Genomic DNA, 24,447 nt, shown 5'->3' on the forward strand with positions numbered 1-24,447 from the left:
CCGCTGGAAGTGTGTGACGAAAAGCGGGGTATTTTAACGACGTGAGCGCCAGAGATTCAATGTGGGAGGGGGCTTGCCCCCGATTGCAGTGTTCCAGTCCCAGTATCAGTCACTGATACACCGCTATCGGGGGCAAGCCCCCTCCCACCTTTGAGTGCACTGCCAGCCACAGACCGCGCCGCGATTAGCACCCGGGTTTACAGCGCGATTTACTCTAAAGGCCCTACGGTTTTCCGGGACATCACTTCCTATACTGCGACGTGAGGTCGCACAACTATCCAGACCTTGCAGGCCATTTGGCCGGTGGGCGCTTCCATGCGGAGCGATAGTAATAACGACAGGAGTGACTGGCATGATCCATCACGTCGTGGGGCTTTTTACCCATCCCGACCAGGAATGGCGGGAAATTCGTGGCGATAAAGAAGAAAGCATCAGCCACATGTACCTCACCCATACCCTCGTTCTCGCGGCGATTCCCGCCGTTTCTGCGTTTATCGGCACCACCCAGGTTGGCTGGGTCATCGGCAACCGTGCCCCGGTCATGCTCACCCAGGAGAGCGCGTTGTGGATGACCCTGATGTCTTACGCGGCGATGCTCGGCGGCGTGGCGGTGATGGGCGCGTTCATTCACTGGATGGCCCGCACCTATGACGCCAACCCCAGCATGGCGCGCTGCGTGGCGTTTGCCACCTACACGGCGACACCGCTGTTCATCGGCGGCTTGGCGGCGCTCTATCCGCACATGTGGCTGGGCATGGTCGTAGGCACGGCGGCGATTTGCTACACGGTGTATCTGCTGTACGTTGGGTTGCCGACGTTCATGAGTATCGACCCGGATGAAGGCTTTCTGTTTTCCAGCTCGGTACTGGCCGTGGGTCTGGTGGTGCTGGTGGCGATCATGGCCTTTACCGTGATCGTCTGGGGCCTGGGCGTTGGGCCTATCTACACCAGTTAAGCCTTTTTACCGCAGGCAAAGCCACCGACAAGGTGGCTTTGTGCGTTATGCATGACCATTCGGCGCCTGACAGATTCGGAAACACCCCGCTTTGCGGCATACTGGGCGTCTCTGGAGATATGTACAGCATGCCCGAGCAACTCAATACCCGCGTCGAAGATTGTTTCCTGCAAGCCGAATCCTTTTTCAAACGAAGCTTCAAACGCCCCAAGGTCAGCCTCAAGCTGCGGGGCCAGAAAGCCGGTGTCGCGCATTTGCACGAAAACCTGCTGCGTTTCAACCCACAGCTCTACCGCGAAAACAGCCAGCACTTCCTGAAACAGACCGTGGCCCACGAAGTGGCGCACCTGATTGCCCACCAGCTTTTTGGCGAGCGCATCCAGCCCCATGGCGAGGAATGGCAGCTGATCATGCGCGGGGTTTACGAACTGCCGCCGGATCGTTGCCACACCTATGAGGTCAAGCGTCGTCAGGTGACACGTTACATCTACCGCTGCCCGTGTGCCGACAGCGACTTTCCGTTTTCACCGCAGCGCCATGGGCTGGTGGGCCAGGGGCGGCGGTATTTGTGCCGGCGGTGTCGGCAGACTCTGGTGTTCACTGGGGAGACTCGGGTGGAGTGAGGGCCTCATCGGGGGCAAGCCCCCTCCCACATTTTGAATGTATTCACACATCAAAGTGTGGGAGGGGGCTTGCCCCCGATAGCACCAGAACAGTCATCCAATAACCTTGGCCTGGCGCAAATCCGCAATCCGCTGAGCACTGAACCCCAACTCCGCCAGCACCTCATCACTGTGCGCCCCTACCGCCGCGCCAATATGCCGTGGTGCCGGCAACCCCTCGGAGAACTTCAGCGGGCAGGCCATCTGCGCCTGGGTCGAGCCATCGCCCCTCAGCACTTGGCTGACCAGCGCCCGCGCCTTCAACTGCGGATGCTCCAGGGCTTCACTCAGGCTCAACACCGGTTCCACGCACGCATCCACCTCAGCGAACATGGTGCACAGTTCATCCAAGCTGCGCTTTTCGAATTCCACCTGCAGCGCCCGCTTGAGCGCCGGCTGCTGCTCAGGCTTCACGCTGTGCGCCGCCAGCTCCGGGCGCCCCAGGGTTTCGCACAACTGCTGCATGAATGCCGGCTCCAGGCTACCCACCGACATCCAGCGCCCGTCCCGCGTGCGGTAATAGTCATAGAAACTGCCGCCATTGAGAAAATGGTTTTCCCGCTCCGGCTCCACCCCGCAGGCCAGGTAACCGGCGCCGGCCATGGCGTTCAGGCTGAACGAGCAGTCGGTCATGCTTACGTCCAGGTACTGGCCGACGCCGCTGTGCTGCCGCGCAACGACCGCCGCGAGCAGGCCCACCACGGCATGCAATGACCCACCCGCGACATCCGCCAGTTGCACGCCCAGCGGCAACGGCCCACTGTCGCGCCGCCCGGTGTGACTGGCCACGCCGGCCACGGCCAGGTAGTTGATATCGTGGCCGGCGCGATCCCGGTAAGGGCCGGTTTGGCCGTAACCGGTGATCGACACGTAGATCAGCCTGGGGTTGATCGCTTTCAATGCCGTGTAGCCCAGGCCCAGACGCTCCATCACGCCGGGGCGGAATTGTTCGATGAGGATATCGGTGCCCTTGACCAGCTCAAGCACGATCTGCAGCGCCTCGGCCTGCTTGAGATCAAGCGCCAGGCTGCGCTTGTTGCGATTGAGGTAGGCATGGCTTGCCGACGTGCCGTGATCGTGGGGCGGCAGCACGCGCAGCAGGTCGGTGCGCGTCGGTGATTCGATGCGCAGCACCTCGGCGCCCATGTCCGCCAGCATCAGCGAGGCGAACGGGCCGGGCAACAGGGTAGAAAAATCCAGCACTTTGAGGGACGCCAAGGGACCTGTCATACACGCTCCGTTTGCGATTCGACTGACCACAGCGTAGTCAGCCTTCAGTGCTGACGACAATCGTCAGAACGATCAACCGCAGTGACCGTTTTGATCACGGCGGGCTTTTTCGTCGCGGCGGCTTTATCATTGGCCCACGTTTGTTGGCAGAGTCTTTCATGAAGTTCGCGATTGCAGTGTTTAGCGCCGCCCACGCGCCCTCCTCGCGCCGCGCCCTGTTGTTCGCCCAGGCGGCTTTGGCCGGCGGGCATGAGATTGTGCGGCTGTTTTTTTATCAGGATGGCGTATACAGCGCATCCAATAACATCGTCGCGCCCCAGGATGAGCAAGACATCGCCCGCCAATGGCGCGAGTTTGTCAGCGCCCACCAGCTCGACGGCGTGGTGTGCATCGCCGCGGCCTTGCGCCGTGGGGTGCTCAACGCCGAGGAAGCCGCGCGCTATCAACGCAGCGCGGTGAATCTGGATGCGCCCTGGGCGCTGTCGGGCCTGGGGCAATTGCATGATGCCATCCAGGACGCCGACCGCCTGATCTGTTTTGGAGGCTCGTGAGATGGCCAAATCATTGTTGGTGATCAGCCGCCAGGCGCCGTGGTCCGGGCCAAGTGCACGGGAAGCGCTGGACATCGTGCTGGCCGGGGGCGCGTTCGACTTGCCGATCGGCCTGCTGTTTCTCGATGACGGCGTGTTCCAACTGGCGGCGCAGCAGGACGCCAAGGCCGTGCAGCAAAAGGATTTGAGCGCCAATCTGCAAGCCCTGGGCCTGTTCGGCATTGATGACGTGTTCGCCTGCCGCCACAGCCTGGCCGAGCGCGGGCTAGCTTCGCCGGCAAGCGCCCAGGCGCTGGACAGCGCAGATATCTGCAAACTGATTGATCGTTACGACCAGGTGATGACCCTCTGATGGCGACCTTACATGTAGTCTCCCACTCTCCGTTTACCGATAGCCGCCTGGACAGCTGCCTGCGTGTCTGTGGCAGCGCGGACGCCATCCTGCTGTGCGGCGATGGCGCCTACGGCCTGCACAACCCGGTCCTGCCCACCAAGGGCATAAAAGTGTTCGTCCTGGCTGAAGACCTGCAGGCGCGCAACTTGCCTCTGCCGGACTGGGCCGACAGCGTGGATTATCCGGGTTTCGTGCAGCTGTCCATCGACTACGACAAGGTCAACAGCTGGCTATGAACACCCTGACCGTCGGCACGCGTACCCTGGAACTGGACAAGGACGGCTACCTCGTCGACCTCAACGCATGGTCCGCCGAAGTGGCCACTGCCCTGGCGGCCGCCGAATCCCTGGAGTTGACCCCGGACCACTGGGAAATCCTCGCACTGCTGCGCGGCTTTTACGCCGAGTACCAGCTGTCCCCCGCCACGCGCCCGCTGATCAAGTACACCGCCTTGAAGCTCGGCGCGCAAAAGGGCAACAGCCTGCACCTCAACAAACTGTTCAACGGCACTCCCGCCAAACTCGCCGCCAAGCTGGCGGGCCTGCCCAGGCCGACGAATTGCTTATGACCGACTTTGCCCCCCTGACCCTCTCCACCCCTGAAGAACATCCGTTTGCGCCCTTCGTGCGCATCCTCGGCAAAGGCAAGCGCGGCGCACGCAACCTCACCCGTGAGGAAGCGCGCGAAGCCATGGGCATGCTGCTCGACGAAAAAGTCGAAGACACCCAACTGGGCGCCTTCCTCATGCTGCTGCGCCACAAGGAAGAAAGCCCGGAGGAGCTTGCCGGCTTCACCGAAGCGGTACGCGAGCGCTTGCATGCGCCGGCCCTGAATGTGGATATCGACTGGCCGACCTACGCCGGCAAAAAGCGCCACTTGCCGTGGTTCCTGCTGGCGGCCAAATGCCTGGCGCACAATGGCGTGCGCATCCTCATGCACGGCGGCGGCGCGCATACGGCGGGGCGCTTGTACACCGAGCAGTTGCTGGAGCAGTTGCAGATACCGCTGTGCCGCAATTGGCAGCAGGTCGAAGCGGCGTATGAACACGGCAACTTGGCGTTTATCCCGTTGGGTGACTGGGCGCCGCAGTTGCAGCGCATGATCGACCTGCGCAATACCTTGGGCCTGCGCTCGCCGATCCATTCCCTGGCACGTCTGCTCAACCCGCTGAAGGCCCGTTGCGGCTTGCAAAGCATTTTCCACCCCGGCTACCAGGGCGTACACCGCGACGCCAGCGGCCTGCTGGGCGACAACGTGATTGTGGTCAAGGGCGATGGCGGCGAGATCGAAATCAACCCCGACACCCTCAGCCACCTGTACGGCACCAGCGGTGGCCAGAGCTGGGACGAAGAATGGCCCGCCCTCTCCGCTCAGCGCCACGTCAAACCCGCGAGCCTGGAGCCTGAGCATCTCAAGGCCGTATGGCGTGGCGATGTCGAGGACAGCTACCCGCAACTGGCACTGATCGCGACCATGGCCCTGGCCTTGCGCGGCCTCGGACGCAGCCGCGAGCAGGCGTTCGAACTGGCCCAACAATATTGGGATGCACGGGACAGATCGATTTAATCGATCATTGACCTCCGGTCTTTGCGCTTTTAGTTCGAACTCATCCCTTTAGACTGGGCTCCAACGCTTATTAGCCAAGGAGCCAGTCATGGGTTTGCTGATCGAAGGACACTGGAAAGACCAGTGGTACGAAAGTAGCGCGGACGGCGCTTTCCAGCGTGAACAGGCGCAACGCCGCCACTGGGTGACCGCCGATGGCCAACCCGGCCCAAGTGGCGAAGGCGGCTTCAAGGCCGAGGCTGGCCGTTATCACCTCTACGTGTCCCTCGCCTGCCCATGGGCCCACCGCACCTTGATCCTGCGCAAGCTCAAGGGCCTGGAAGACTTGATCGACGTCTCGGTGGTCAGTTGGCTGATGCTGGAAAACGGCTGGACCTTCGACAAGGCCCACGGCTCCAGCGGCGACGCGCTGGACGGTTTCGACTTCATGCACCAGCGCTATACGGCCGACACCGCTGACTACACCGGTCGCGTCACGGTACCGGTGCTATGGGACAAACAGCTCAAACGCATCGTCAGCAATGAATCGGCGGAGATCATCCGCATGTTCAACAGCGCGTTCAACGGGTTGACCGGCAACACCCTGGACTTCTACCCGCAAGCCCTGCGCCCGAGCATCGACGCGCTGAACGAACGCATCTACCCGGCCGTGAACAATGGCGTGTACCGCGCAGGCTTCGCCACCTCGCAGCAGGCGTATGAAGCTGCATTCGATGACGTGTTTGCGGAGTTGGACCACCTGGAGCGCCACCTGGGCGAGCATCGCTACCTGGCGGGCGAGTACCTGACCGAGGCGGATGTGCGGCTGTTCACCACGTTGATTCGTTTTGATGCGGTGTATTACAGCCACTTCAAATGCAACCTGCGACGGATTGCCGATTATGCGAATTTGTCGAATTGGCTGCGGGAAATGTATCAGTGGCCAGGGGTGGCCGAGACGGTGGATTTTGAGCACATCAAGGGGCATTACTATGCCAGCCATCGCACCATCAATCCGACGGGGATTGTGCCGAGGGGGCCGTTGCAGAGGTTTGATACCGCGCATGATCGTCAGCGTTTGAGTGGCAAGGGCGTCTGGAGCTGATCCAAAAGATGCGGTGTGTTTGAAGGACTCATCGGGGGCAAGCTCCCTCGCCACAGGGTACTTCTTGACTGCCTGGCATCAAGGCTTGCCCCGATGCTTGTGTTCTCAGACCTGGGACTGAGCCCCTTCGAACCACTTGAGCTTTTCGCGCAACACCACCACCTCACCCACGATCACCAGCGTCGGCGCATGCACTTCATGCTCCGCCACCATGCGCGGCAGGTCCGCCAGGGTGCCGGTGAACACGCGCTGGTTGGAGGTGGTGCCCTGCTGAATCAACGCCGCCGGCGTGTCCGCCGCGCGCCCGTGTTTGATCAACTGTTCGCAGATGATCGGCAAGCCAATCAAACCCATGTAGAACACCAGGGTCTGCGACGGGCCCACCAGGTCCTGCCAGGGCAAGTCCGAGGTGCCGTTCTTGAGGTGCCCGGTGATGAAGCGCACCGACTGCGCATAGTCACGGTGCGTCAGCGGAATGCCCGCATACGCCGCACAACCACTGGCCGCCGTAATGCCCGGTACCACCTGGAACGGAATGCCGTGGGCCGCCAACTCTTCGATTTCTTCGCCGCCCCGCCCGAAAATGAACGGGTCGCCACCCTTGAGTCGCAGCACGCGCTTGCCTTGCTTGGCCAGGTCCACCAGTTGCTGGTTGATCTGGTCTTGCGGCACGGCGTGGTCGGCGCGACGCTTGCCGACATATACGCGCTCGGCGTCGCGACGGCACAGGTCCAGAATCGCCGGGGCAACCAGACGGTCATACAGCACCACGTCGGCTTGCTGCATCAGGCGCAAGGCGCGGAAAGTCAGCAGGTCCGGATCGCCCGGGCCTGCGCCCACCAGGTACACCTCACCCGGTGCGTAAGGCGGAGCGCCATTGACCTTTTCGATCAACAGGCGCTCTGCCTCATCGCCCTGCCCGGCCAGTTGGCGGTCGGCAATCGGGCCCTGGAAAACTTCTTCCCAGAATGCCCGACGCTGCTGGACGTCCGGGTACAAGCCTTTGACCTGGGCACGAAAACGTGCCGCCAACCCGGCCAACTGGCCATAGGTGGACGGGATCCAGGTTTCCAGCTTGGCCCGGATCAAGCGCGCCAGCACCGGCGCATCGCCGCCACTGGACACCGCGATCACCAGCGGCGAACGGTCGACGATCGCCGGGAAGATCACGCTGCACAAGGCCGGCGCATCCACCACATTGACCGGCACACAGCGACGCTTGGCATCACTGGACACTTGCGCGTTCAGTGGCTCATCGTCGGTTGCCGCGATGATCAGCACGCAACCGTCGAGGTCCGCCTCCTGATAACCGCGCAATGTCAGTTCCCCGCCACTGCCCAGCACCAGTTCACGCAACTGGTCTTCGATCTGGGGAGCAACCACCCGCAGCAACGCACCGGCATCGGCCAGCAGCCGGGATTTGCGCAAGGCAATCTCCCCGCCGCCGACGACCAACACACGACTGCCGCGCAGGTTATGAAACAGCGGCAGAAATTCCATTTAGCGAATGACCTCAACGCCCGCCATGTACGGCTTGAGCACTTCAGGTACACGGATCGAACCGTCCGCCTGCTGGTAGTTTTCCAGTACCGCCACCAGCGTACGGCCTACCGCCAGGCCCGAACCGTTGAGGGTGTGCACCAGTTCCGGCTTGCCGGTTTCCGGGTTACGGAAACGCGCCTGCATGCGGCGGGCCTGGAAATCGCCGCAGTTGGAGCACGACGAAATCTCGCGGTACTTGTCCTGGCTCGGCACCCACACTTCAAGGTCGTAGGTTTTTACGGCGCTGAAACCCATGTCGCCGGTGCACAGCGCCAATACGCGATACGGCAGCTCCAACAGTTGCAGGACGCGCTCGGCGTTGGCGGTCAGGCCTTCCAGCGCTTGCATCGACTGGGACGGCTCGACCACCTGGACCATCTCCACCTTGTCGAACTGGTGCTGGCGGATCATGCCGCGGGTGTCGCGGCCCGATGCGCCGGCTTCACTGCGAAAGCACGGGCTGTGTGCGACGAACTTCAGCGGCAGTTGCTTGGCGTCGAGGATTTCGCCGGCGACGATGTTGGTCAGCGACACTTCGGCGGTCGGGATCAGGTACAGGTCGGCTTCGCCGTCGCGGCTGATCTTGAACAGATCTTCCTCGAATTTGGGCAACTGGCTGGTGCCCATCAGCGCCGGCGCTTGCACCAGGTACGGGGTGTAAGCCTCTTCGTAACCATGCTCGGCGGTGTGCAGGTTGATCATGAACTGCGCCAGGGCGCGATGCATGCGGGCGATCGGGCCACGCAGCAAGGCAAAACGCGCGCCGGACATTTTCGCGGCGGTTTCGAAATCCAGGCCGCCGGTCAATTCGCCGAGGGCGACGTGGTCCTTGATCTCGAAATCGAAGGCTTTTGGCGTGCCCCAGCGGCGCACTTCAACGTTGCCGTCTTCGTCCTCGCCCACCGGCACGGACTCGTGTGGCAGGTTAGGGATGCCCAGCAGGATCGAGTCCAGCTCGGACTGGATCTTGTCCAGCTCGACTTTACCGTCGGACAGCTCGCTGCCCATGCGCTCGACGTCCGCCATCAACGGCGCGATGTCTTCGCCGCGCTGCTTGGCCTGACCGATGGACTTGGAACGCGCATTACGCTCAGCCTGCAGTGCTTCGGTGCGGGTCTGGACGGTCTTGCGCTGTTCTTCCAGCGCTTCGATGCGCGCAACATCCAAGGCAAAGCCACGGGATGCCAGGCGGTCCGCTACGTCCTGAAGGTTGCTACGTAACAGTTTGGAATCGAGCATGTCGGTCTCTCGTTTATCAAAGTTTGGTCAGGGACAGGCCGGCCCAGGTGGCGAGCAGCCCGCCGAACACGCTGATGCCCAGGTACCCGAAGGCAGTCAGGGCCTGCCCGCTTTCCAGCAGGCGCAGCGTATCCAGTGAAAAGGATGAAAAGGTCGTCAGACCGCCTACAAAGCCGACAATCAAGCCGGCACGTATTTCAATCGGCACTTCCGGGCGCAACAGGAACCAGCCGTACAACAGCCCGATAATCAAACAACCCACCAGGTTGACCGCCAAGGTCGCCGCATAGAAATGCCTTGGCCAATGGGCGCTGACCCAGGTACTGGTGGCGAAACGCAATAATGTACCAGCGATGCCGGCGATGGACACGGCAAGAATCGTCTTGAGCACTACTTTCTCCGCTGCCGTGGGCTGAGACGGTCGAGCTGGGCCAGATGGTTGAGCTTTTCGCCGATCTTCAGCTCCAGGCCACGGGGCACCGGCTGATACAGCGCCAGCGGCTCCAGTTCATCGGGGAAGTAGTCTTCGCCGGCCGCGTAAGCGTCGGGCTCATCATGGGCATAGCGATACTCATCACCGTAACCCAACTGCTTCATCAACTTGGTCGGCGCGTTGCGCAAGTGTATCGGCACTTCGAGGGAACCGTGTTCGGCCGCCGCGCGCAGCGCCGACTTGAAGCCCATGTACACCGCGTTGCTTTTGGGCGCGCAGGCCAGGTAGGTAATGGCCTGGGCCACCGCCAGCTCGCCTTCCGGGCTGCCGAGGCGTTCCTGCACGTCCCAGGCCGCCAGGCACAGGCTCAAGGCGCGAGGGTCGGCATTGCCGATGTCTTCGCTGGCCATGCGCACCACCCGACGCGCCAGGTACAACGGGTCGCAACCGCCGTCGATCATCCGCGCAAACCAGTACAGCGCGCCGTCCGGGTTGGAGCCACGGACGGATTTGTGCAGCGCCGATATCTGGTCATAGAACGCCTCGCCGCCTTTGTCGAAACGCCGGCGCGTATCCCCCAGCAGGCTTTGCAGGAGGTCGACGCCAATCTCGCCGCCATCCTCAGCCAGGTCCGAGGCGTTCTCCAGCAGGTTGAGAAACCGCCGTCCGTCGCCATCGGCAGCGGTAAGCAGGATCTTGAAGCCCTCCTCGCTCACGCTCAGCTGGCGCTTGCCAAGCCCCTTGTCTTCGCTCAACGCACGCTGCAGCAGCTTCTGCATGGCGGCTTCGTCGAGGCTCTTGAGCACGTACACGCGAGCCCGCGAGAGCAGCGCGTTATTCAATTCGAACGAAGGGTTTTCGGTGGTGGCGCCGATAAAGATCAACGTACCGTCTTCGACATACGGCAGGAACGCGTCCTGCTGCGACTTGTTGAAACGATGCACTTCGTCGACGAACAGGATGGTGCGCTTGCCGTATTGCCCGGCCTGCTGCTTGGCGACTTCCACCGCCTGACGGATCTCCTTGACCCCGGCCAGTACCGCCGACACCGTTTCGAAGTGCGCATCCGAGACCTTTGCCAGCAGCCGCGCCAGCGTGGTTTTACCCACCCCTGGCGGCCCCCAGAAAATCATCGAGTGCAGCGCACCCTGCTCCAGGGCTTCGCGCAAGGGCTTGCCGCGAGCGAGCAGGTGTTCCTGACCGACGTACTCATCCAGGTTGGTCGAGCGCAGGCGCGCGGCCAGTGGCTGGGCAATCGGGTCACTTCGAAACAGGTCCATGGGCAGCGTTTGAAACCTCTGGGGAGTTTATTCCTGGATCACGTCGGCACCCTTGGGGATGTCGAACTTGAACTTGGAGGCGGGCACCGGCTGGTTGGCCTTGACCCCGGAGAACAGGATATCGGTGCGCTGGCCGACGCTGTCGATCAAACGCATGTTGTTGATCACGCCGTTCCCAAAAGACAGTTGCAGGCTGTCGAACAGCGTGTCCTTGGACTTGGGCTTCAGGGTGAATTCGATCACGTTGCTGGTTTGCTTGGAGGTGATGTCGAAGCTGTCGTTGATCTTCGATACATCGCCCGACAGCAGCAGCGCCGGCGTCTGGTTCAGCCGTGGGTCGAGCTTCTTGATGGTCGCCTGTTCCAGGTCCGGGTCCCACAGGGTCACTTTCTGGCCGTCGGAAACGATGGTCTGCTCGGCCTTGCCTTCGGTGTGCCAGTAGAACAGGCCAGGGCGCTGCACGGCCATTTCACCCGCGGTTTCCTGCAACTGGGTGCCACCGGCGTCCAGGGTCAGCTGGGAAAAGCGCGCCGTCAGGGTCTGGGATTTGTCCAGCAGGTTCTTCAGGCTGGCCACGGAAGCCGGGTCAGCGTGGGCCGAAACAGCGGTCAGGGCCAGTGCCGGCAACAACAGCATGCGGATAATGCGCATGGGAGTCCTCATTGAATGGTCAGGGCACGCCGCGTGCTGCCACGCGGCGCGGGATCAGTCGCGCATCTGCCCGGGGGCGATGACTTCACGCGAGCCGTTGGTGTTCATTGCGGTGACGACGCCAGCGTTTTCCATGGCTTCGATCATGCGGGCGGCGCGGTTGTAGCCGATCTTCAGCTTGCGTTGCACGGCGGAAATCGACGCGCGGCGGCTTTCCAGCACGAACGCCACGGCTTCGTCGTACAGCGCATCGGTTTCGGCGTCATCGTCGCCGCCACCACCGCTGCCGCCATCAAAGCCGCTGCCGGCTTCTTCAACGCCGGCAAGAATGTCGTCGTTATATTCCGGCGCGCCACGCAGTTTCCAGGCTTCCACCACGCGATGCACTTCATCGTCGGAAACGAAGGCACCGTGGACACGGATCGGCAGGCTGGTGCCGGGCGGCATGTAGAGCATGTCACCGTGGCCCAGCAGTTGCTCGGCGCCGCCCTGGTCAATGATGGTCCGCGAGTCGATCTTGCTCGACACCTGGAACGCCATGCGCGTGGGGATGTTGGCCTTGATCAGGCCGGTGATCACGTCCACCGACGGCCGCTGTGTGGCGAGGATCAGGTGGATCCCGGCCGCACGTGCCTTCTGGGCGATACGCGCGATCAGTTCTTCGACCTTCTTGCCGACGATCATCATCATGTCGGCGAATTCGTCGACCACCACCACGATGGTCGGCAGCTTGGTCAGCAGCGGCGCTTCATCGTGAATGCTTTCGCGCTTGTACAGCGGGTCGGTCAGCGGTGTGCCGGCGTCCTGGGCTTCCTTGACCTTGGCATTGAAGCCGGACAGGTTACGCACGCCCATCTTCGCCATCAGCTTGTAGCGACGTTCCATCTCGGCGACGCTCCAGCGCAGGGCGTTGGCGGCGTCCTTCATGTCGGTTACCACCGGGCACAGCAGGTGCGGGATGCCTTCGTAGATCGACAGCTCAAGCATTTTCGGGTCGATCATGATCAGCTTGGCGTCATCCGGACCCGACTTGAACAGGATCGACAGGATCATCGCGTTCACACCCACCGACTTACCGGAACCGGTGGTACCGGCCACCAGCAGGTGCGGCATCTTCGCCAGGTCGGTGATCACCGGCTTGCCGCCGATGTCATGGCCGAGGGCCAGGGTGACCGGCGATTTGAAGTTGTCGTATTCCGGGGTCGACAGCACCTCGGAGAAGCGCACGATCTGGCGGTCTTCGTTGGGAATCTCGATACCCACGGTGGTCTTGCCGGGAATCACTTCCACCACGCGCACGCTGGTCACGGCCAGGGAACGGGCCAGGTCCTTGGCCAGGTTGGAAATACGGCTGACCTTGACGCCCGCGGCCGGCTGGATCTCGTAGCGGGTAATCACCGGGCCTGGGTGGATCGAGTCCACCGACACCTCGACGCCGAATTCCTTGAGCTTGATTTCCAGCAGGTGGCCGACGGCCGCCAGGGATTCCGGCGAGTAGTTGAGCTGTTTCTTTTCCGCCGGATCGAGGATCGAGATCGGTGGCAAGGTGCCTTCGACGGCGCTGTCGATGAACAGCGGCGCCTGCTTCTCTTTCTGCACGCGATGGCTTGGCTCCGGCGCCTTGGGCGGCGCGGGAGCGATCACCGGAGGCACCTGCTTCTCACGATCCGACATGTGCTTGCTCAGGGCCTGTTCGCGCTCGATCAGGCGCTCCTTGACCTTGGCCTGCTCGCGACGATCCGGCGTGCTTGGGGCCACCACCTCGTTGACGCGGGTGTCCACTTCGCGCAATTGGGCAACCATCTGCTTGCGCTCGACACGCGCGGCCCACCAGCGGTTGGCGGCACCCTGGAACAATTCGAGCAGGTCGAGGGTGATCTTGCCGGTCACGTCCATCACCTTGAACCATGACAGGTCAGTGAATACCGTGAGACCGAACAGGAACAGCGCGATGAACATCAGTGTGCTGCCCTGGATGTTCAGGGTGCGGCGCGCCAGATCGCCCAGGCTTTCGCCCAGCGCCCCGCCCGCGCCCGCTGGCAGGCCGGTGGGCGCATGGAAATGGATATGCGCCAGCGCCGCGCCGGACAACACCAGGAACACCAGCCCGATCAGGCGCCAGGAGAACAGCCAGCCGCTCCACTGCCACGGCTCATGACGCTGGCGGAAGATCTGCCAGGTCTTGATCGCCAGCAGCAGCGGAAAGATGTAGGCGAAATAACCGAGGATCATGAACAGGATATCGGCGCTGTAGGAACCCACAGGGCCACCGAAATTCTGCACATCGTCGATTTTGCTGTTATGGCTCCAGCCGGGATCGTCCTTGCCATACGTGAGCAAGGCCATCATCAGGAACAGGCACAGCGCGCCGATAGCGATCAGCGCGCCTTCCTTGAGTCGGTAATGCAGGTGCTGGCGCCAGGCCGGCACGACTGCTGCTTTGGGTGTTGCGGCGGATTTCTTCAAAACGGGTCTTTTCCTGCGCCTTCTGGCGCGTCCATCTGTTGAATGACTGCACACGACTGCTCTATCCCGAGCAGGTGAAAAATGACGAATGTTACTGAATCTACTTTTAACACCGCCTAACCCATAGGCGAAACGGCGATAACGCCACAATCGCCGCATTGTACGGGTTTGCGTGCGCGATGCCACGCACTTGCCCCGTCACGCAGCGAGCTCAACCATCCAGACGTTGCAGCACGCTCAATTTGAGCATGCATTGTCTTTGCTGACAAAGGCTTATGCGCTGTATTTGCCAATCCAGGCAAGCTTGGCAGATGGCCTGCATTGGCCAGCCCCGATTACGACCGCACCTTATGCACAGAGTTGCAGAAACACCCCTACACGCTAATCGTGGCCAAAAACCCATTCGGGCTGGCCCCGTGGCGCCGGGTCGACAATAATCATGCCTTGGGGCAGGCGCCCGACCTGCCACTCCCCTCCCCTTCCGTAAGCCTGGATGCCATGCTGACCTGGTTACAACGCGACACCCTGACTTTTCCGCCACTGGCCAAGGCCATGCGCGAACCCAACGGCCTGCTTGCCGCCGGTGGCGACCTTTCAGCCGAGCGGCTGATTCAGGCCTATCGTCACGGCTGCTTTCCCTGGTTCTCCGAAGGCCAGCCGATCCTCTGGTGGTCGCCGGACCCACGTACGGTGATATTTCCCGACGAGCTGCACGTCTCGCGCAGTCTTGGCAAATTATTGCGCCAGCAGCGCTATAGCGTGACCTTCGATCAGGATTTCGCCGCAGTGATCCGGGCCTGCGCTGCGCCGCGCACCTACGCGGATGGCACCTGGATCACTGAAGGCATCCAGAGCGCCTATTTGGAGCTGCATCAGCGCGGTTACGCCCACTCCGTAGAGGTGTGGGACCAGGGTGAGCTGGTCGGCGGCCTGTATGGCCTGGCCATGGGCCAATTGTTTTTTGGCGAGTCCATGTTCAGCCGCGCCGACAACGCCTCGAAATTCGGCTTCGCCACGCTGACCCGGCAATTGCAGGCGTGGGGCTTTGTGCTGATCGACTGCCAGATGCCCAATGACCACCTGCACAGCCTGGGCGCACGCGCCATACCGCGCAGTGAATTCGCGCAGTTCCTGCGCGATCATCTGGACCAGCCCAGCTCTGGGCCGTGGGTTTCTTAGGCGACATCCGCGTACCTGGCTTACACTTATTTCAAAGCTTATCCCGAGGGTTGATCATGACCGAGCTGGCGCGCTTGAAGTTCTATGCCACTCAAGCCCACTCTTGCAGCTATCTGCCCGACGAGCAGGCCACCACGCTGTTCCTCGATCCCAGCCAGCCCATGGACGTGCATGTGTACGCCGACCTGTCCGAGATGGGTTTCCGGCGCAGCGGCGATCATCTGTACCGCCCTCACTGCCAGAACTGCAATGCGTGCGTGCCGGCGCGTATTCCGGTGGCGCAGTTTTTACCGGATCGCAACCAGAAACGCATTCTCAAGCGTAATGCCGACCTGACGGTGAACGCGGTCAAGCCGCAGTACAGCGAAGAATATTTCGATCTTTATCAACGCTACATCGAACAACGCCACGCCGACGGCGATATGTTCCCGCCCAGCCGCGATCAATTTTCCACATTCCTGGTGCGCGACCTGCCTTTTTCGCGCTTCTACGAATTCCGCCTCAACGGACGGCTGGTTGCGGTGGCGGTGACCGACCTGCTGCCCAATGGCCTGTCGGCGGTGTACACCTTCTATGAACCCGCCGAAGAGCGCCGCAGCCTGGGGCGCTTTGCCATTCTTTGGCAAATCGGTGAAGCGCTGCGCCTGGAACTTGAGGCGGTGTACCTCGGATACTGGATCAAGAACTGCAAAAAGATGAACTACAAGACCCAATATCGGCCCATTGAGCTGCTGATTAATCAAAGATGGGTCACGCTTAACTAGAACCCCTTGGCTTGAACACCCTTTTTCGGGCACAATGCACGCCGCTTTTGCCTGGCGCAGTTGCACCGGGCCATTCACTGGATACCGAGGGCTTTACTGCATGTCGAAAGAAGACAGCTTCGAAATGGAAGGCACTGTCGTCGACACCCTGCCCAACACCATGTTTCGTGTGGAGTTGGAAAATGGGCACGTCGTAACCGCGCATATCTCCGGCAAGATGCGCAAGAACTACATTCGTATTCTTACCGGTGACAAAGTGCGCGTCGAGCTGACGCCCTATGACTTGAGCAAAGGGCGCATCACTTACCGCGCTCGCTAAGCAAGTCAATACAAAACGCCCGGTTATGCCGGGCGTTTTTGTGTGTGCAGGATTTGTCATCCATACACAACCCAATGTGGGAGGGGGCTTGCCCCCGATAGCAATGTATCAGTCACCCATGTACTGGCTGAACTACCGCTATCGGGGGCAAGCCCCCTCCCACATTGGAGCTTCATCGTTTCGGTAATGGCATTTCAGATAGTAAAAAGGCGCCTTTCGGCGCCTTTTTGTTATTGCAGGAACGATCAGGCCATTTCAGCCGTGGTTTCGAACTCGAAGGTCAGCTCGCCATCCTTCAGGTCGATATGCACCACGCCGCCATGGTCGGAAAGCTCGCCGAACAGGATCTCTTCGGCCAGCGGCCGCTTGATCTTGTCCTGGATCAGGCGCGCCATCGGGCGAGCGCCCATTGCCGCGTCGTAACCGCCTTCGGCCAGCCAATTGCGCGCCGCATCCGTCACCTCCAGCTGCACGCGCTTGTCTTCCAACTGCGCTTGAAGCTCGGTGAGGAATTTGTCCACCACACTTTTGATGACCTCGTGGCTGAGGCGACCAAACTGGATAATGGTGTCCAGACGGTTGCGGAACTCCGGCGTGAAGCTCTTCTTGATCACTTCCATCGCATCGGAAGAGTGGTCCTGATGGGTAAAGCCGATCGACGCCCGCGCAGCGGTTTCAGCGCCGGCGTTGGTGGTCATGATCACGATCACGTTGCGGAAGTCCGCCTTGCGCCCGTTGTTGTCGGTCAGGGTGCCGTGGTCCATCACCTGCAGCAGCAGGTTGAAGACTTCCGGATGCGCCTTTTCGATTTCATCGAGCAGCAGCACGCAATGCGGCTGCTTGGTGATCGCCTCGGTCAACAGGCCGCCCTGGTCGAAGCCGACATAGCCCGGAGGCGCACCGATCAGGCGCGACACAGTGTGACGCTCCATGTATTCGGACATGTCGAAGCGCACCAGCTCGATCCCCATGGCCTTGGCCAACTGCCGCGCCGCTTCGGTTTTGCCGACGCCGGTCGGGCCGGCGAACAGGAATGAACCAACTGGTTTGTCCGGCGACTTGAGGCCCGCACGCGACAACTTGATCGCAGTGGACAACGAGTCGATGGCCGCATCCTGACCAAACACGGTCAGCTTGAGGTCACGCTCCAGGTTACGCAGCAGCTCCTTGTCGGAACTGGTGACGTGTTTTGGCGGAATCCGCGCAATTTTCGCCACGATATCTTCGACTTGAGGCACGTCGATGCGCTTCACGCGTTTCTCGACCGGCTGCAGGCGCTGGTAGGCACCCGCCTCGTCGATCACATCGATCGCTTTGTCCGGCATATGCCGATCATTGATGTAGCGCGACGCCAGCTCAGCGGCTGAACGCAGGGCCTCATCGGTGTACTCGATGCCGTGGTGCGCCTCGAAACGACCCTTGAGCCCGCGCAGAATGCCGATGGTGTCTTCAACCGAAGGCTCGGACACGTCGACTTTCTGGAAGCGGCGCGCCAGGGCACGGTCTTTTTCGAAAATTCCACGGAATTCCTGGAACGTGGTCGAGCCAATGCAGCGGATATCACCCGACGACAGCAGCGGCTTGAGCAGGTTGGACGCATCCATCACCCCGCCCGATGCGGCACCCGCACCAATAATGGTGTGGATTTCGTCGATGAACAGGATCGCCTGCGGGCGTTTTTTCAGCTCGCCGAGCAGCGCCTTGAAGCGCTTCTCGAAGTCGCCACGGTACTTGGTTCCGGCGAGCAAGGCGCCCAGGTCCAGGGAATAGACGACACTGTTGGCCAGCAGGTCCGGCACCTGATTGTCGACGATACGCTTGGCCAGGCCCTCGGCGATCGCGGTTTTACCCACGCCCGCTTCACCTACCAGCAACGGGTTGTTCTTGCGACGACGTGCGAGGATCTGCGCTACGCGCTCAACCTCGAGTTCACGCCCCACCAGCGGATCGATCCGCCCCTGGCGCGCCAGCTCGTTGAGGTTGCTGGCATAGGCATCCAGCGGGTTGCTTGAAGAAGAAGACTCACCGCCCTCATCGTCCTGCATATCCTGCTCACCCTCGGAATGATCGCCGTGCCCAGGCACCTTGGAGATACCGTGGGCGATGTAATTAACGACATCGATACGGGCAACGCTCTGCTGCTTGAGCAGGAACACGGCCTGGCTTTCCTGCTCGCTGAAAATCGCCACCAGCACGTTGGCGCCCGTGACTTCACGCTTACCGGAGCTCTGTACGTGGAATACAGCACGCTGCAATACCCGCTGGAAGCCCAGGGTTGGCTGGGTCTCACGGTCCTCGTCATGCACGGGGATCAGTGGCGTGGTGGAGTCGATAAACTCCTGCAGGTCATGCTTGAGTTTGTCGAGGTTGGCGCCGCACGCACGCAGAACGGTGGCGGCAGCTTCGTTATCCAAAAGTGCCAGCAGCAGGTGTTCGACGGTCATGAATTCATGACGTTTCGAACGAGCCTCCTTGAAGGCAAGATTGAGGGTGACTTCGAGCTCGCGGTTTAACATAGCTTCACCTCATACCCAAGTGGTCGGCGTTAACCGTCCTTCTCGATTTCACAGAGTAGCGGATGCTGGCTTTCCCTGGCGTACTGGTTGACCTGCATGGCCTTTGTCTCGGCGATGTCGCGGGTAAACACTCCACATACTGCCCGTCCTTCTGTGTGAACGGCCAGCATTACCTTGGTCGCCAACTCGCGGTTCAGGTTAAAAAACACCTCGAGCACTTCGACGACGAAATCCATCGGTGTGTAGTCATCATTGAACAAAACCACCTTGTACATCGGCGGCGCCTGTAAAGCAGGCTTGGCCTCCTGAACAGCAATGCCTGCAGAACCGTCGTCATCATGTTCCTGATCCGGGCGATCCTGATTGAATGTTAGTCGAATCTGGCTATTTGCATGCATGGAAAGAAAGGTTCGTCAGTGGTTCAAATACAGTGGTGGGGGCGAGCTGTCAGAATTTCAACTCTGACCCTTTGGTCGCCTTGACTATCGGCAAATCGGTGTTACAACCAATAGAGCCCACAGTGGGTAAAAAAGGTCCGCGCAGTCAACCTTATTTATTCGGGTTAGGACGGATAGACAGGATGATACTCCAGTGATGGAGTCTGGTGCAGAGGGATAAGGGAATGACTAGTGGTAAGGTCAGCTGGTTCAACAACGCCAAAGGATTCGGGTTCCTTAGGGTAGAAGGCTACGAAGAAGATATTTTCGTGCATTTCTCGCAGATAAGAATGGATGGGTATAAAACGCTGAAAGCGGGCCAGCCTGTACAGTTCGAAAAAATTGTTGAAGGACGCAAGGGAAAGCAAGCCGAGGGCGTTTTTGCGTCCATGAGCCCTGCAACCGAAGCGTCTGTGGCACTGGCCACTCAAGCAGAAAAAAAAGAAACTGCCTGATTCTCCATCGGACAAAGAAACCGGCCACTCCAGTCATCGGATGGCCGGTTTTCATGCCCTGCTTACATATGCTTGATCAGCGCCTCACCAAAGCCTGACGATGACACCAGGGTCGCCCCATCCATCAGGCGTTCGAAGTCATAGGTCACGGTCTTCGCCGAAATAGCGCCGTTGGTGCCCTTGATGATCAGGTCAGCCGCCTCGACCCAACCCATGTGCCGCAGCATCATTTCCGCCGACAGGATCAATGAGCCCGGGTTGACCTGATCCTTGCCTGCATACTTGGGCGCCGTACCGTGGGTGGCTTCGAACATGGCCACGGTGTCGGACAGGTTGGCGCCCGGCGCGATACCGATACCGCCCACCTCCGCCGCCAGGGCATCGGACAAATAGTCGCCGTTCAGGTTAAGTGTCGCAATCACGTCATATTCAGCCGGGCGCAGCAGGATCTGCTGAAGCATCGCATCGGCGATCGCATCCTTGACCACCACGTTCTTGCCGGTCTTCGGGTTCTTGAACTGCATCCACGGCCCGCCATCGAGCAGGGTCGCGCCGAATTCCTCGGCCGCCACTTCGTAGGCCCATTCCTTGAAGGCGCCTTCGGTGAACTTCATGATGTTGCCTTTGTGCACGATGGTCAGCGAGTCGCGGTCGTTATCCACCACATACTGCAGCGCCTTGCGCGCCAGGCGCTGGGTGCCCTCCTTGGAAACCGGCTTCACGCCAATCCCGCAATCCTGGTCGAAACGAATTTTGGTTACGCCCATTTCTTCCTTGAGGAACTTGATCACCTTGATCGCCTCAGGCGAACCGGCCTTCCACTCGATGCCGGCGTAAATATCCTCGGAGTTTTCGCGAAAGATCGTCATATCCACATCGCCCGGTTTCTTGACCGGGCTGGGCACGCCTTCGAACCAGCGCACCGGGCGCAGGCACACATACAGGTCGAGTTGCTGGCGCAGGGCCACGTTCAGCGAACGGATGCCGCCGCCGACCGGCGTGGTCAGCGGGCCCTTGATGGACACTACATAATCCTTGACCGCATCCAGGGTTTCCTGGGGCAGCCAGGTGTCCTGGTCGTAGACTTGAGTCGCCTTCTCGCCGGCATACACCTCCATCCACGAGATCTTGCGCTTGCCGCCGTAGGCCTTTTCAACAGCGGCGTCGACCACCTTGATCATCACCGGGCTGATGTCGACGCCAATACCGTCACCTTCGATATAGGGGATGATCGGTTGGTCAGGAACATTGAGAGAATGGTCTGCATTGACGGTGATTTTGTCGCCGACTGCCGGAACCTGAATCTTCTTGTATCCCATGCTGAACTCCATCTATGGATTGAACATCTGGCTGCGTTCGAGCCTACTCCAGATATATGGCGACTGAAACCTTGCGCCATGCTCATTTGCATCGAAAACAGCATAAATTGTCGCCTACAAGCCTGAAATCAAAGGGAAAACCGCCAATCTTGAGCACAACGTGCGACATAGCGCACACCCGAGCCACCTGCGACCTTTAGACCAATGGACGACACACCTTTTGTATGAAGGCTCAGCGTAAGCATAGCGACCTATGTATAATGCCGCCGCTGACCCAAGAGTCACGACGGTTGACCGCTCTAGACAGTAGCCTTCAGCCAGAAAGCAGGACTATTACAATAGTCCAAACGCTTGACGCTCGACTGATGCAACCCAACATCACCGCGAAGAAACCTCGACATTTCGCTCATGGATGACTTTGAACGAACGCGCTCCACCCGGCGCATCTCGAGTTTCTGCGCACGCTTTCAGCAAAGAAGAGAGTTAATCCGAATATGCCCACCCGCTCGAAGATCATCTATACCTTCACCGACGAAGCCCCAGCCCTCGCCACCTATTCACTGCTGCCTATCGTAGAGGCCTTCACCGCTTCCGCTGATATTGCCGTGGAAACCCGCGATATTTCCCTCGCCGGGCGCATCCTCGCAAGCTTCCCCGAGCAACTGGGCGCCAAGGCCATCCCGGACCACCTCGCCGAACTGGGCGACCTGGCCGTTACGCCTGAAGCCAACATCATCAAGCTGCCTAACATCAGCGCCTCGACCCCGCAGCTGCAAGCCGCGATCAAGGAACTGCAGGCCCAGGGCTATGCTCTGCCGGACTACCCGGAAACCGTAACCACCGACGCGGAAAAAGAAACCCGTGCCCGTTACGACAAGGTCAAGGGCAGCGCCGTGAACCCGGTACTACGCGAAGGCAACTCCGACCGCCGCGCACCGCTGTCGGTCAAGAACTACGCACGCAAGCACCCGCACAAGATGGGCGCCTGGGCTGCCGACTCCAAGTCGCACATTGCCCACATGAGCAACGGCGACTTCTACGGCAGCGAAAAAGCCGTACAGATCGAAGCCGCTGACGCTGTCAAAATCGAGCTGATCGCCCAAGACGGCAGCGCCACCGTCCTGAAAGAAAAGACCTCCGTACAGGCCGGCGAGATCATCGATACCGCCGTACTGAGCAAGAAGGCCCTGCGCGCGTTCATCGCCGCCGAGATCGAAGACGCCAAGAAACAAGGCGTACTGCTGTCGGTTCACTTGAAAGCCACCATGATGAAGGTCTCCGACCCGATCATGTTCGGCCAGATCGTTGCCGAGTTCTATAAAGACGCCCTGGCCAAGCACGCTACCGTGCTGGAACAGATCGGCTTCAACCTGAACAACGGCATCGGCGACCTGTACGCCCGCATCAAGGCACTGCCAGCTGACCAGCAGGCGCAGATCGAAGCGGACATCCAGGCCGTCTACGCCGCTCGCCCTGCCCTGGCGATGGTCAACTCCGACAAAGGCATCACCAACCTGCACGTGCCGAGCGACGTGATCGTCGACGCCTCGATGCCGGCCATGATCCGTGACTCCGGCAAGATGTGGGGCACCGACGGCCAGCTGCACGACACCAAGGCGGTGATCCCGGATCGCTGCTACGCCACCATCTACCAGGCGGTCATCGAAGACTGCAAGGCCAATGGCGCTTTCGACCCAACCACCATGGGCAGCGTGCCAAACGTTGGCCTGATGGCGAAGAAAGCCGAAGAGTACGGCTCCCACGACAAGACTTTCCAGATCAAGGCTGACGGCGTGGTCCGCGTCACCGACAGCAAGGGCAACCTGCTGATGGAACAGAAAGTCGAAGCCGGCGACATCTTCCGCATGTGCCAGACCAAAGACGCGCCGATCCAGGACTGGGTCAAGCTCGCCGTCAATCGCGCCCGCGCCAGCAACACCCCGGCCATCTTCTGGCTGGACCCTAAGCGTGCGCACGATGGCGTCGTGGTCGAGAAAGTTCAGGCCTACCTGAAAGACCACAACACCGAAGGCCTGGACATCCGCATCATGGCCCCGGTCGACGCGATGAAGTTCACCCTGGAGCGCACCCGCAAGGGCCTGGACACCATCTCGGTGACCGGTAACGTACTGCGCGACTACCTGACCGACCTGTTCCCGATCATGGAACTGGGCACCAGCGCCAAGATGCTGTCGATCGTACCGCTGATGAACGGCGGCGGCCTGTTCGAAACCGGCGCCGGTGGTTCGGCACCGAAACACGTGCAGCAGCTGCTGGAAGAAAACTTCCTGCGCTGGGATTCCCTGGGCGAGTTCCTGGCCCTGGCCGCGTCCCTCGAGCACCTGGGCGTGACCTACAACAACCCGAAAGCCTTGGTACTGTCCAAGACCCTGGACCAGGCCACCGGCCAGTTCCTGGACAACAACAAGTCGCCATCGCGCAAAGTCGGCAACATCGACAACCGCGGCAGCCACTTCTACCTGGCGCTGTACTGGGCCCAGGCCCTGGCCGCCCAGACCGAAGACACTGCACTGCAAGCGCAGTTCGGCGAACTGGCCAAGACCCTGGCCGCGAACGAAGCAACCATCGTTGCCGAACTCAACGCCGTACAGGGCAAGCCAGTGGACATCGGCGGCTACTACGCGCCGAACCCGGAGCTGACCAGCAAGGCCATGCGCCCGAGCAATACGCTCAATGCGGCGATCGCCAAGTTGAAGTAAGGTTGTAAGGATGCAAAGAAGCCCCGGCCTTGTGCCGGGGTTTCTGTTTCCACTATCGAACTGAAGAAACCGGATCAAATGTGGGAGGGGGCTTGCCCCCGATGGCAGTGGGTCAGCCCCAGATGTATTTACTGACACTCCCTCATCGGGGGCAAGCCCCCTCCCACACTGACTGTATTTTCCCTCTGTAAGACCGCACCGCGTCCTGAATCGAGGCAACTATGACCTGGCTCCCCCACATCACCGTCGCCACCCTCGTCGAAGACAACGGCCGCTTCCTGATGGTCGAAGAACTCAAGGGCGGCCGTGCCGTGCTCAATCAGCCCGCGGGCCATCTGGACCCGAACGAAACCCTGACCGAAGCCGCCGTGCGCGAAACCCTGGAAGAAACCGGCTGGGACGTCGAAGCCACGGGCATCGTCGGCATCTACCTGTACACCGCACCCAGCAATGGCGTGACCTATCAGAGAGTCTGCTTTATCGCCAAGACGCTGAAGCACCACCCGGACTATCAGCTCGACGAAGGCATCCTGCGCGCCCGCTGGCTGACCCGCGATGAACTGATGGCCTTGCGCGACAACTGGCGCAGCGAACTGATCATCCGCTGTATCGATGATTATCTGGCCGGTCAGCACCACAGTCTGGAATTGATCCGCCCTTCTCTTTAGCCTTGCGGGCCCAGGCC

24 protein-coding genes are annotated in these 24,447 nt (G+C 60.6%); 14 read left to right on the forward strand and 10 right to left on the reverse strand.

What is annotated here, in order from left to right; genetic code table 11:
- Window positions 1-352 precede the first annotated feature (352 nt).
- On the forward strand, window positions 353-955 hold the full coding sequence (locus C4J94_RS16185) for a Yip1 family protein (protein WP_124371051.1): 603 nt from the start codon (window positions 353-355) through the stop codon (window positions 953-955).
- Window positions 956-1,083: 128 nt separating this feature from the next.
- The gene (locus tag C4J94_RS16190; protein WP_124367396.1) at window positions 1,084-1,578 is read left to right on the forward strand and encodes a SprT family zinc-dependent metalloprotease; all 495 of its coding nucleotides are present in this window, start codon (window positions 1,084-1,086) and stop codon (window positions 1,576-1,578) included.
- Window positions 1,579-1,671: 93 nt separating this feature from the next.
- Here C4J94_RS16190 and C4J94_RS16195 read toward each other — a convergent pair whose 3' ends face one another.
- A complete protein-coding gene (locus C4J94_RS16195) occupies window positions 1,672-2,847 on the reverse strand; it encodes a CaiB/BaiF CoA-transferase family protein (RefSeq protein ID WP_124387108.1) in 1,176 nt (391 codons plus the stop codon).
- Window positions 2,848-3,005: 158 nt separating this feature from the next.
- On the opposite strand from C4J94_RS16195, the gene tusD reads away from it, so the two are divergent.
- The 6 genes from tusD to C4J94_RS16225 all read left to right on the forward strand — a co-directional run bounded on the left by tusD (window position 3,006) and on the right by C4J94_RS16225 (window position 6,442).
- Window positions 3,006-3,398, forward strand: a complete 393-nt coding sequence (tusD, locus tag C4J94_RS16200; RefSeq protein ID WP_124387109.1) for a sulfurtransferase complex subunit TusD — start codon at window positions 3,006-3,008, stop codon at window positions 3,396-3,398.
- Between the two features lies 1 nt (window position 3,399).
- Complete coding sequence (gene tusC / locus C4J94_RS16205; protein ID WP_124387110.1) at window positions 3,400-3,750, forward strand: sulfurtransferase complex subunit TusC; 351 nt, start codon at window positions 3,400-3,402, stop codon at window positions 3,748-3,750.
- Entirely contained in the window at window positions 3,750-4,028 is a 279-nt protein-coding gene (gene tusB, locus C4J94_RS16210; RefSeq protein ID WP_124387111.1) for a sulfurtransferase complex subunit TusB, read from the forward strand. The genes tusC and tusB overlap by 1 nt, the downstream gene beginning before the upstream one ends.
- Window positions 4,025-4,360, forward strand: a complete 336-nt coding sequence (locus tag C4J94_RS16215; protein ID WP_124387112.1) for a TusE/DsrC/DsvC family sulfur relay protein — start codon at window positions 4,025-4,027, stop codon at window positions 4,358-4,360. The genes tusB and C4J94_RS16215 overlap by 4 nt, the downstream gene beginning before the upstream one ends.
- Entirely contained in the window at window positions 4,357-5,358 is a 1,002-nt protein-coding gene (locus C4J94_RS16220; protein WP_124387113.1) for a glycosyl transferase family protein, read from the forward strand. The genes C4J94_RS16215 and C4J94_RS16220 overlap by 4 nt, the downstream gene beginning before the upstream one ends.
- 88 nt (window positions 5,359-5,446) lie before the next feature.
- Entirely contained in the window at window positions 5,447-6,442 is a 996-nt protein-coding gene (locus C4J94_RS16225) for a glutathione S-transferase family protein (protein WP_124387114.1), read from the forward strand.
- A gap of 105 nt (window positions 6,443-6,547) precedes the next feature.
- On the opposite strand, the gene cysG is transcribed toward C4J94_RS16225, so the two are convergent.
- The 6 genes from cysG to C4J94_RS16255 are packed head-to-tail and all read right to left on the reverse strand — an operon-like array spanning window position 6,548 to window position 14,053.
- Window positions 6,548-7,942 carry a siroheme synthase CysG gene (gene cysG, locus C4J94_RS16230; RefSeq protein ID WP_124387115.1) on the reverse strand — a complete coding sequence of 465 codons (1,395 nt, stop codon included), beginning with the start codon at window positions 7,940-7,942 and terminating at the stop codon, window positions 6,548-6,550.
- On the reverse strand, window positions 7,943-9,223 hold the full coding sequence (gene serS, locus C4J94_RS16235; protein WP_124387116.1) for a serine--tRNA ligase: 1,281 nt from the start codon (window positions 9,221-9,223) through the stop codon (window positions 7,943-7,945).
- 16 nt (window positions 9,224-9,239) lie between these two features.
- Complete coding sequence (gene crcB, locus C4J94_RS16240; RefSeq protein ID WP_124387117.1) at window positions 9,240-9,614, reverse strand: fluoride efflux transporter CrcB; 375 nt, start codon at window positions 9,612-9,614, stop codon at window positions 9,240-9,242.
- A complete protein-coding gene (locus tag C4J94_RS16245; RefSeq protein ID WP_124387118.1) occupies window positions 9,614-10,936 on the reverse strand; it encodes a replication-associated recombination protein A in 1,323 nt (440 codons plus the stop codon). Before C4J94_RS16245 ends, crcB begins: the two co-directional genes overlap by 1 nt.
- A gap of 27 nt (window positions 10,937-10,963) precedes the next feature.
- Complete coding sequence (lolA, locus tag C4J94_RS16250) at window positions 10,964-11,587, reverse strand: outer membrane lipoprotein chaperone LolA (protein WP_124387119.1); 624 nt, start codon at window positions 11,585-11,587, stop codon at window positions 10,964-10,966.
- A 54-nt stretch (window positions 11,588-11,641) separates the two neighbouring features.
- Window positions 11,642-14,053, reverse strand: coding sequence for a DNA translocase FtsK (locus tag C4J94_RS16255; protein WP_124387120.1), 2,412 nt, complete (start codon window positions 14,051-14,053; stop codon window positions 11,642-11,644).
- A 498-nt stretch (window positions 14,054-14,551) separates the two neighbouring features.
- Here C4J94_RS16255 and aat point away from each other — a divergent pair, with 498 nt between their 5' ends.
- The 3 genes from aat to infA all read left to right on the forward strand — a co-directional run bounded on the left by aat (window position 14,552) and on the right by infA (window position 16,315).
- A complete protein-coding gene (gene aat, locus C4J94_RS16260; protein ID WP_124387121.1) occupies window positions 14,552-15,232 on the forward strand; it encodes a leucyl/phenylalanyl-tRNA--protein transferase in 681 nt (226 codons plus the stop codon).
- 56 nt (window positions 15,233-15,288) lie between these two features.
- A complete protein-coding gene (locus C4J94_RS16265) occupies window positions 15,289-15,996 on the forward strand; it encodes an arginyltransferase (RefSeq protein WP_124387122.1) in 708 nt (235 codons plus the stop codon).
- 100 nt (window positions 15,997-16,096) lie between these two features.
- Window positions 16,097-16,315 carry a translation initiation factor IF-1 gene (gene infA, locus C4J94_RS16270; RefSeq protein WP_002553999.1) on the forward strand — a complete coding sequence of 73 codons (219 nt, stop codon included), beginning with the start codon at window positions 16,097-16,099 and terminating at the stop codon, window positions 16,313-16,315.
- A 245-nt stretch (window positions 16,316-16,560) separates the two neighbouring features.
- Here infA and clpA read toward each other — a convergent pair whose 3' ends face one another.
- Window positions 16,561-18,831, reverse strand: a complete 2,271-nt coding sequence (gene clpA, locus C4J94_RS16275; protein ID WP_124387123.1) for an ATP-dependent Clp protease ATP-binding subunit ClpA — start codon at window positions 18,829-18,831, stop codon at window positions 16,561-16,563.
- Window positions 18,832-18,860: 29 nt separating this feature from the next.
- Window positions 18,861-19,229, reverse strand: a complete 369-nt coding sequence (gene clpS / locus C4J94_RS16280) for an ATP-dependent Clp protease adapter ClpS (RefSeq protein ID WP_005789091.1) — start codon at window positions 19,227-19,229, stop codon at window positions 18,861-18,863.
- Window positions 19,230-19,453: 224 nt separating this feature from the next.
- Here clpS and C4J94_RS16285 point away from each other — a divergent pair, with 224 nt between their 5' ends.
- Window positions 19,454-19,723: a cold shock domain-containing protein gene (locus C4J94_RS16285; protein ID WP_124387124.1), complete on the forward strand. Its 270-nt coding sequence runs from the start codon at window positions 19,454-19,456 to the stop codon at window positions 19,721-19,723.
- Window positions 19,724-19,785: 62 nt separating this feature from the next.
- On the opposite strand, the gene icd is transcribed toward C4J94_RS16285, so the two are convergent.
- Window positions 19,786-21,042, reverse strand: coding sequence for an NADP-dependent isocitrate dehydrogenase (icd, locus tag C4J94_RS16290; RefSeq protein ID WP_124387125.1), 1,257 nt, complete (start codon window positions 21,040-21,042; stop codon window positions 19,786-19,788).
- A 494-nt stretch (window positions 21,043-21,536) separates the two neighbouring features.
- Between icd and C4J94_RS16295 the strand changes: the two genes are divergently transcribed.
- On the forward strand, window positions 21,537-23,762 hold the full coding sequence (locus C4J94_RS16295) for an NADP-dependent isocitrate dehydrogenase (protein ID WP_124387126.1): 2,226 nt from the start codon (window positions 21,537-21,539) through the stop codon (window positions 23,760-23,762).
- A gap of 221 nt (window positions 23,763-23,983) precedes the next feature.
- A complete protein-coding gene (locus C4J94_RS16300) occupies window positions 23,984-24,430 on the forward strand; it encodes an NUDIX hydrolase (RefSeq protein ID WP_124387127.1) in 447 nt (148 codons plus the stop codon).
- Window positions 24,431-24,447 lie beyond the last annotated feature (17 nt).

The organism is Pseudomonas sp. R5-89-07, from assembly GCF_003851685.1.
Taxonomy (GTDB): Bacteria; Pseudomonadota; Gammaproteobacteria; order Pseudomonadales; family Pseudomonadaceae; genus Aquipseudomonas.

What these genes read in the sequence shown, in the direction of transcription:
- icd (WP_124387125.1), bottom strand. Translation starts at nt 21,042, where the DNA reads ATGGGATACAAGAAGATTCAGGTTCCGGCAGTCGGCGACAAAATCACC.
- C4J94_RS16285 (WP_124387124.1), top strand. Translation starts at nt 19,454, where the DNA reads ATGACTAGTGGTAAGGTCAGCTGGTTCAACAACGCCAAAGGATTCGGG.
- C4J94_RS16185 (WP_124371051.1), top strand. Translation starts at nt 353, where the DNA reads ATGATCCATCACGTCGTGGGGCTTTTTACCCATCCCGACCAGGAATGG.
- C4J94_RS16225 (WP_124387114.1), top strand. Translation starts at nt 5,447, where the DNA reads ATGGGTTTGCTGATCGAAGGACACTGGAAAGACCAGTGGTACGAAAGT.
- lolA (WP_124387119.1), bottom strand. Translation starts at nt 11,587, where the DNA reads ATGCGCATTATCCGCATGCTGTTGTTGCCGGCACTGGCCCTGACCGCT.
- C4J94_RS16195 (WP_124387108.1), bottom strand. Translation starts at nt 2,847, where the DNA reads ATGACAGGTCCCTTGGCGTCCCTCAAAGTGCTGGATTTTTCTACCCTG.
- tusD (WP_124387109.1), top strand. Translation starts at nt 3,006, where the DNA reads ATGAAGTTCGCGATTGCAGTGTTTAGCGCCGCCCACGCGCCCTCCTCG.
- tusC (WP_124387110.1), top strand. Translation starts at nt 3,400, where the DNA reads ATGGCCAAATCATTGTTGGTGATCAGCCGCCAGGCGCCGTGGTCCGGG.
- tusB (WP_124387111.1), top strand. Translation starts at nt 3,750, where the DNA reads ATGGCGACCTTACATGTAGTCTCCCACTCTCCGTTTACCGATAGCCGC.
- C4J94_RS16215 (WP_124387112.1), top strand. Translation starts at nt 4,025, where the DNA reads ATGAACACCCTGACCGTCGGCACGCGTACCCTGGAACTGGACAAGGAC.
- serS (WP_124387116.1), bottom strand. Translation starts at nt 9,223, where the DNA reads ATGCTCGATTCCAAACTGTTACGTAGCAACCTTCAGGACGTAGCGGAC.
- clpA (WP_124387123.1), bottom strand. Translation starts at nt 18,831, where the DNA reads ATGTTAAACCGCGAGCTCGAAGTCACCCTCAATCTTGCCTTCAAGGAG.
- C4J94_RS16265 (WP_124387122.1), top strand. Translation starts at nt 15,289, where the DNA reads ATGACCGAGCTGGCGCGCTTGAAGTTCTATGCCACTCAAGCCCACTCT.
- infA (WP_002553999.1), top strand. Translation starts at nt 16,097, where the DNA reads ATGTCGAAAGAAGACAGCTTCGAAATGGAAGGCACTGTCGTCGACACC.
- C4J94_RS16300 (WP_124387127.1), top strand. Translation starts at nt 23,984, where the DNA reads ATGACCTGGCTCCCCCACATCACCGTCGCCACCCTCGTCGAAGACAAC.
- C4J94_RS16220 (WP_124387113.1), top strand. Translation starts at nt 4,357, where the DNA reads ATGACCGACTTTGCCCCCCTGACCCTCTCCACCCCTGAAGAACATCCG.
- aat (WP_124387121.1), top strand. Translation starts at nt 14,552, where the DNA reads ATGCTGACCTGGTTACAACGCGACACCCTGACTTTTCCGCCACTGGCC.
- C4J94_RS16295 (WP_124387126.1), top strand. Translation starts at nt 21,537, where the DNA reads ATGCCCACCCGCTCGAAGATCATCTATACCTTCACCGACGAAGCCCCA.
- cysG (WP_124387115.1), bottom strand. Translation starts at nt 7,942, where the DNA reads ATGGAATTTCTGCCGCTGTTTCATAACCTGCGCGGCAGTCGTGTGTTG.
- C4J94_RS16245 (WP_124387118.1), bottom strand. Translation starts at nt 10,936, where the DNA reads ATGGACCTGTTTCGAAGTGACCCGATTGCCCAGCCACTGGCCGCGCGC.
- C4J94_RS16190 (WP_124367396.1), top strand. Translation starts at nt 1,084, where the DNA reads ATGCCCGAGCAACTCAATACCCGCGTCGAAGATTGTTTCCTGCAAGCC.
- clpS (WP_005789091.1), bottom strand. Translation starts at nt 19,229, where the DNA reads ATGCATGCAAATAGCCAGATTCGACTAACATTCAATCAGGATCGCCCG.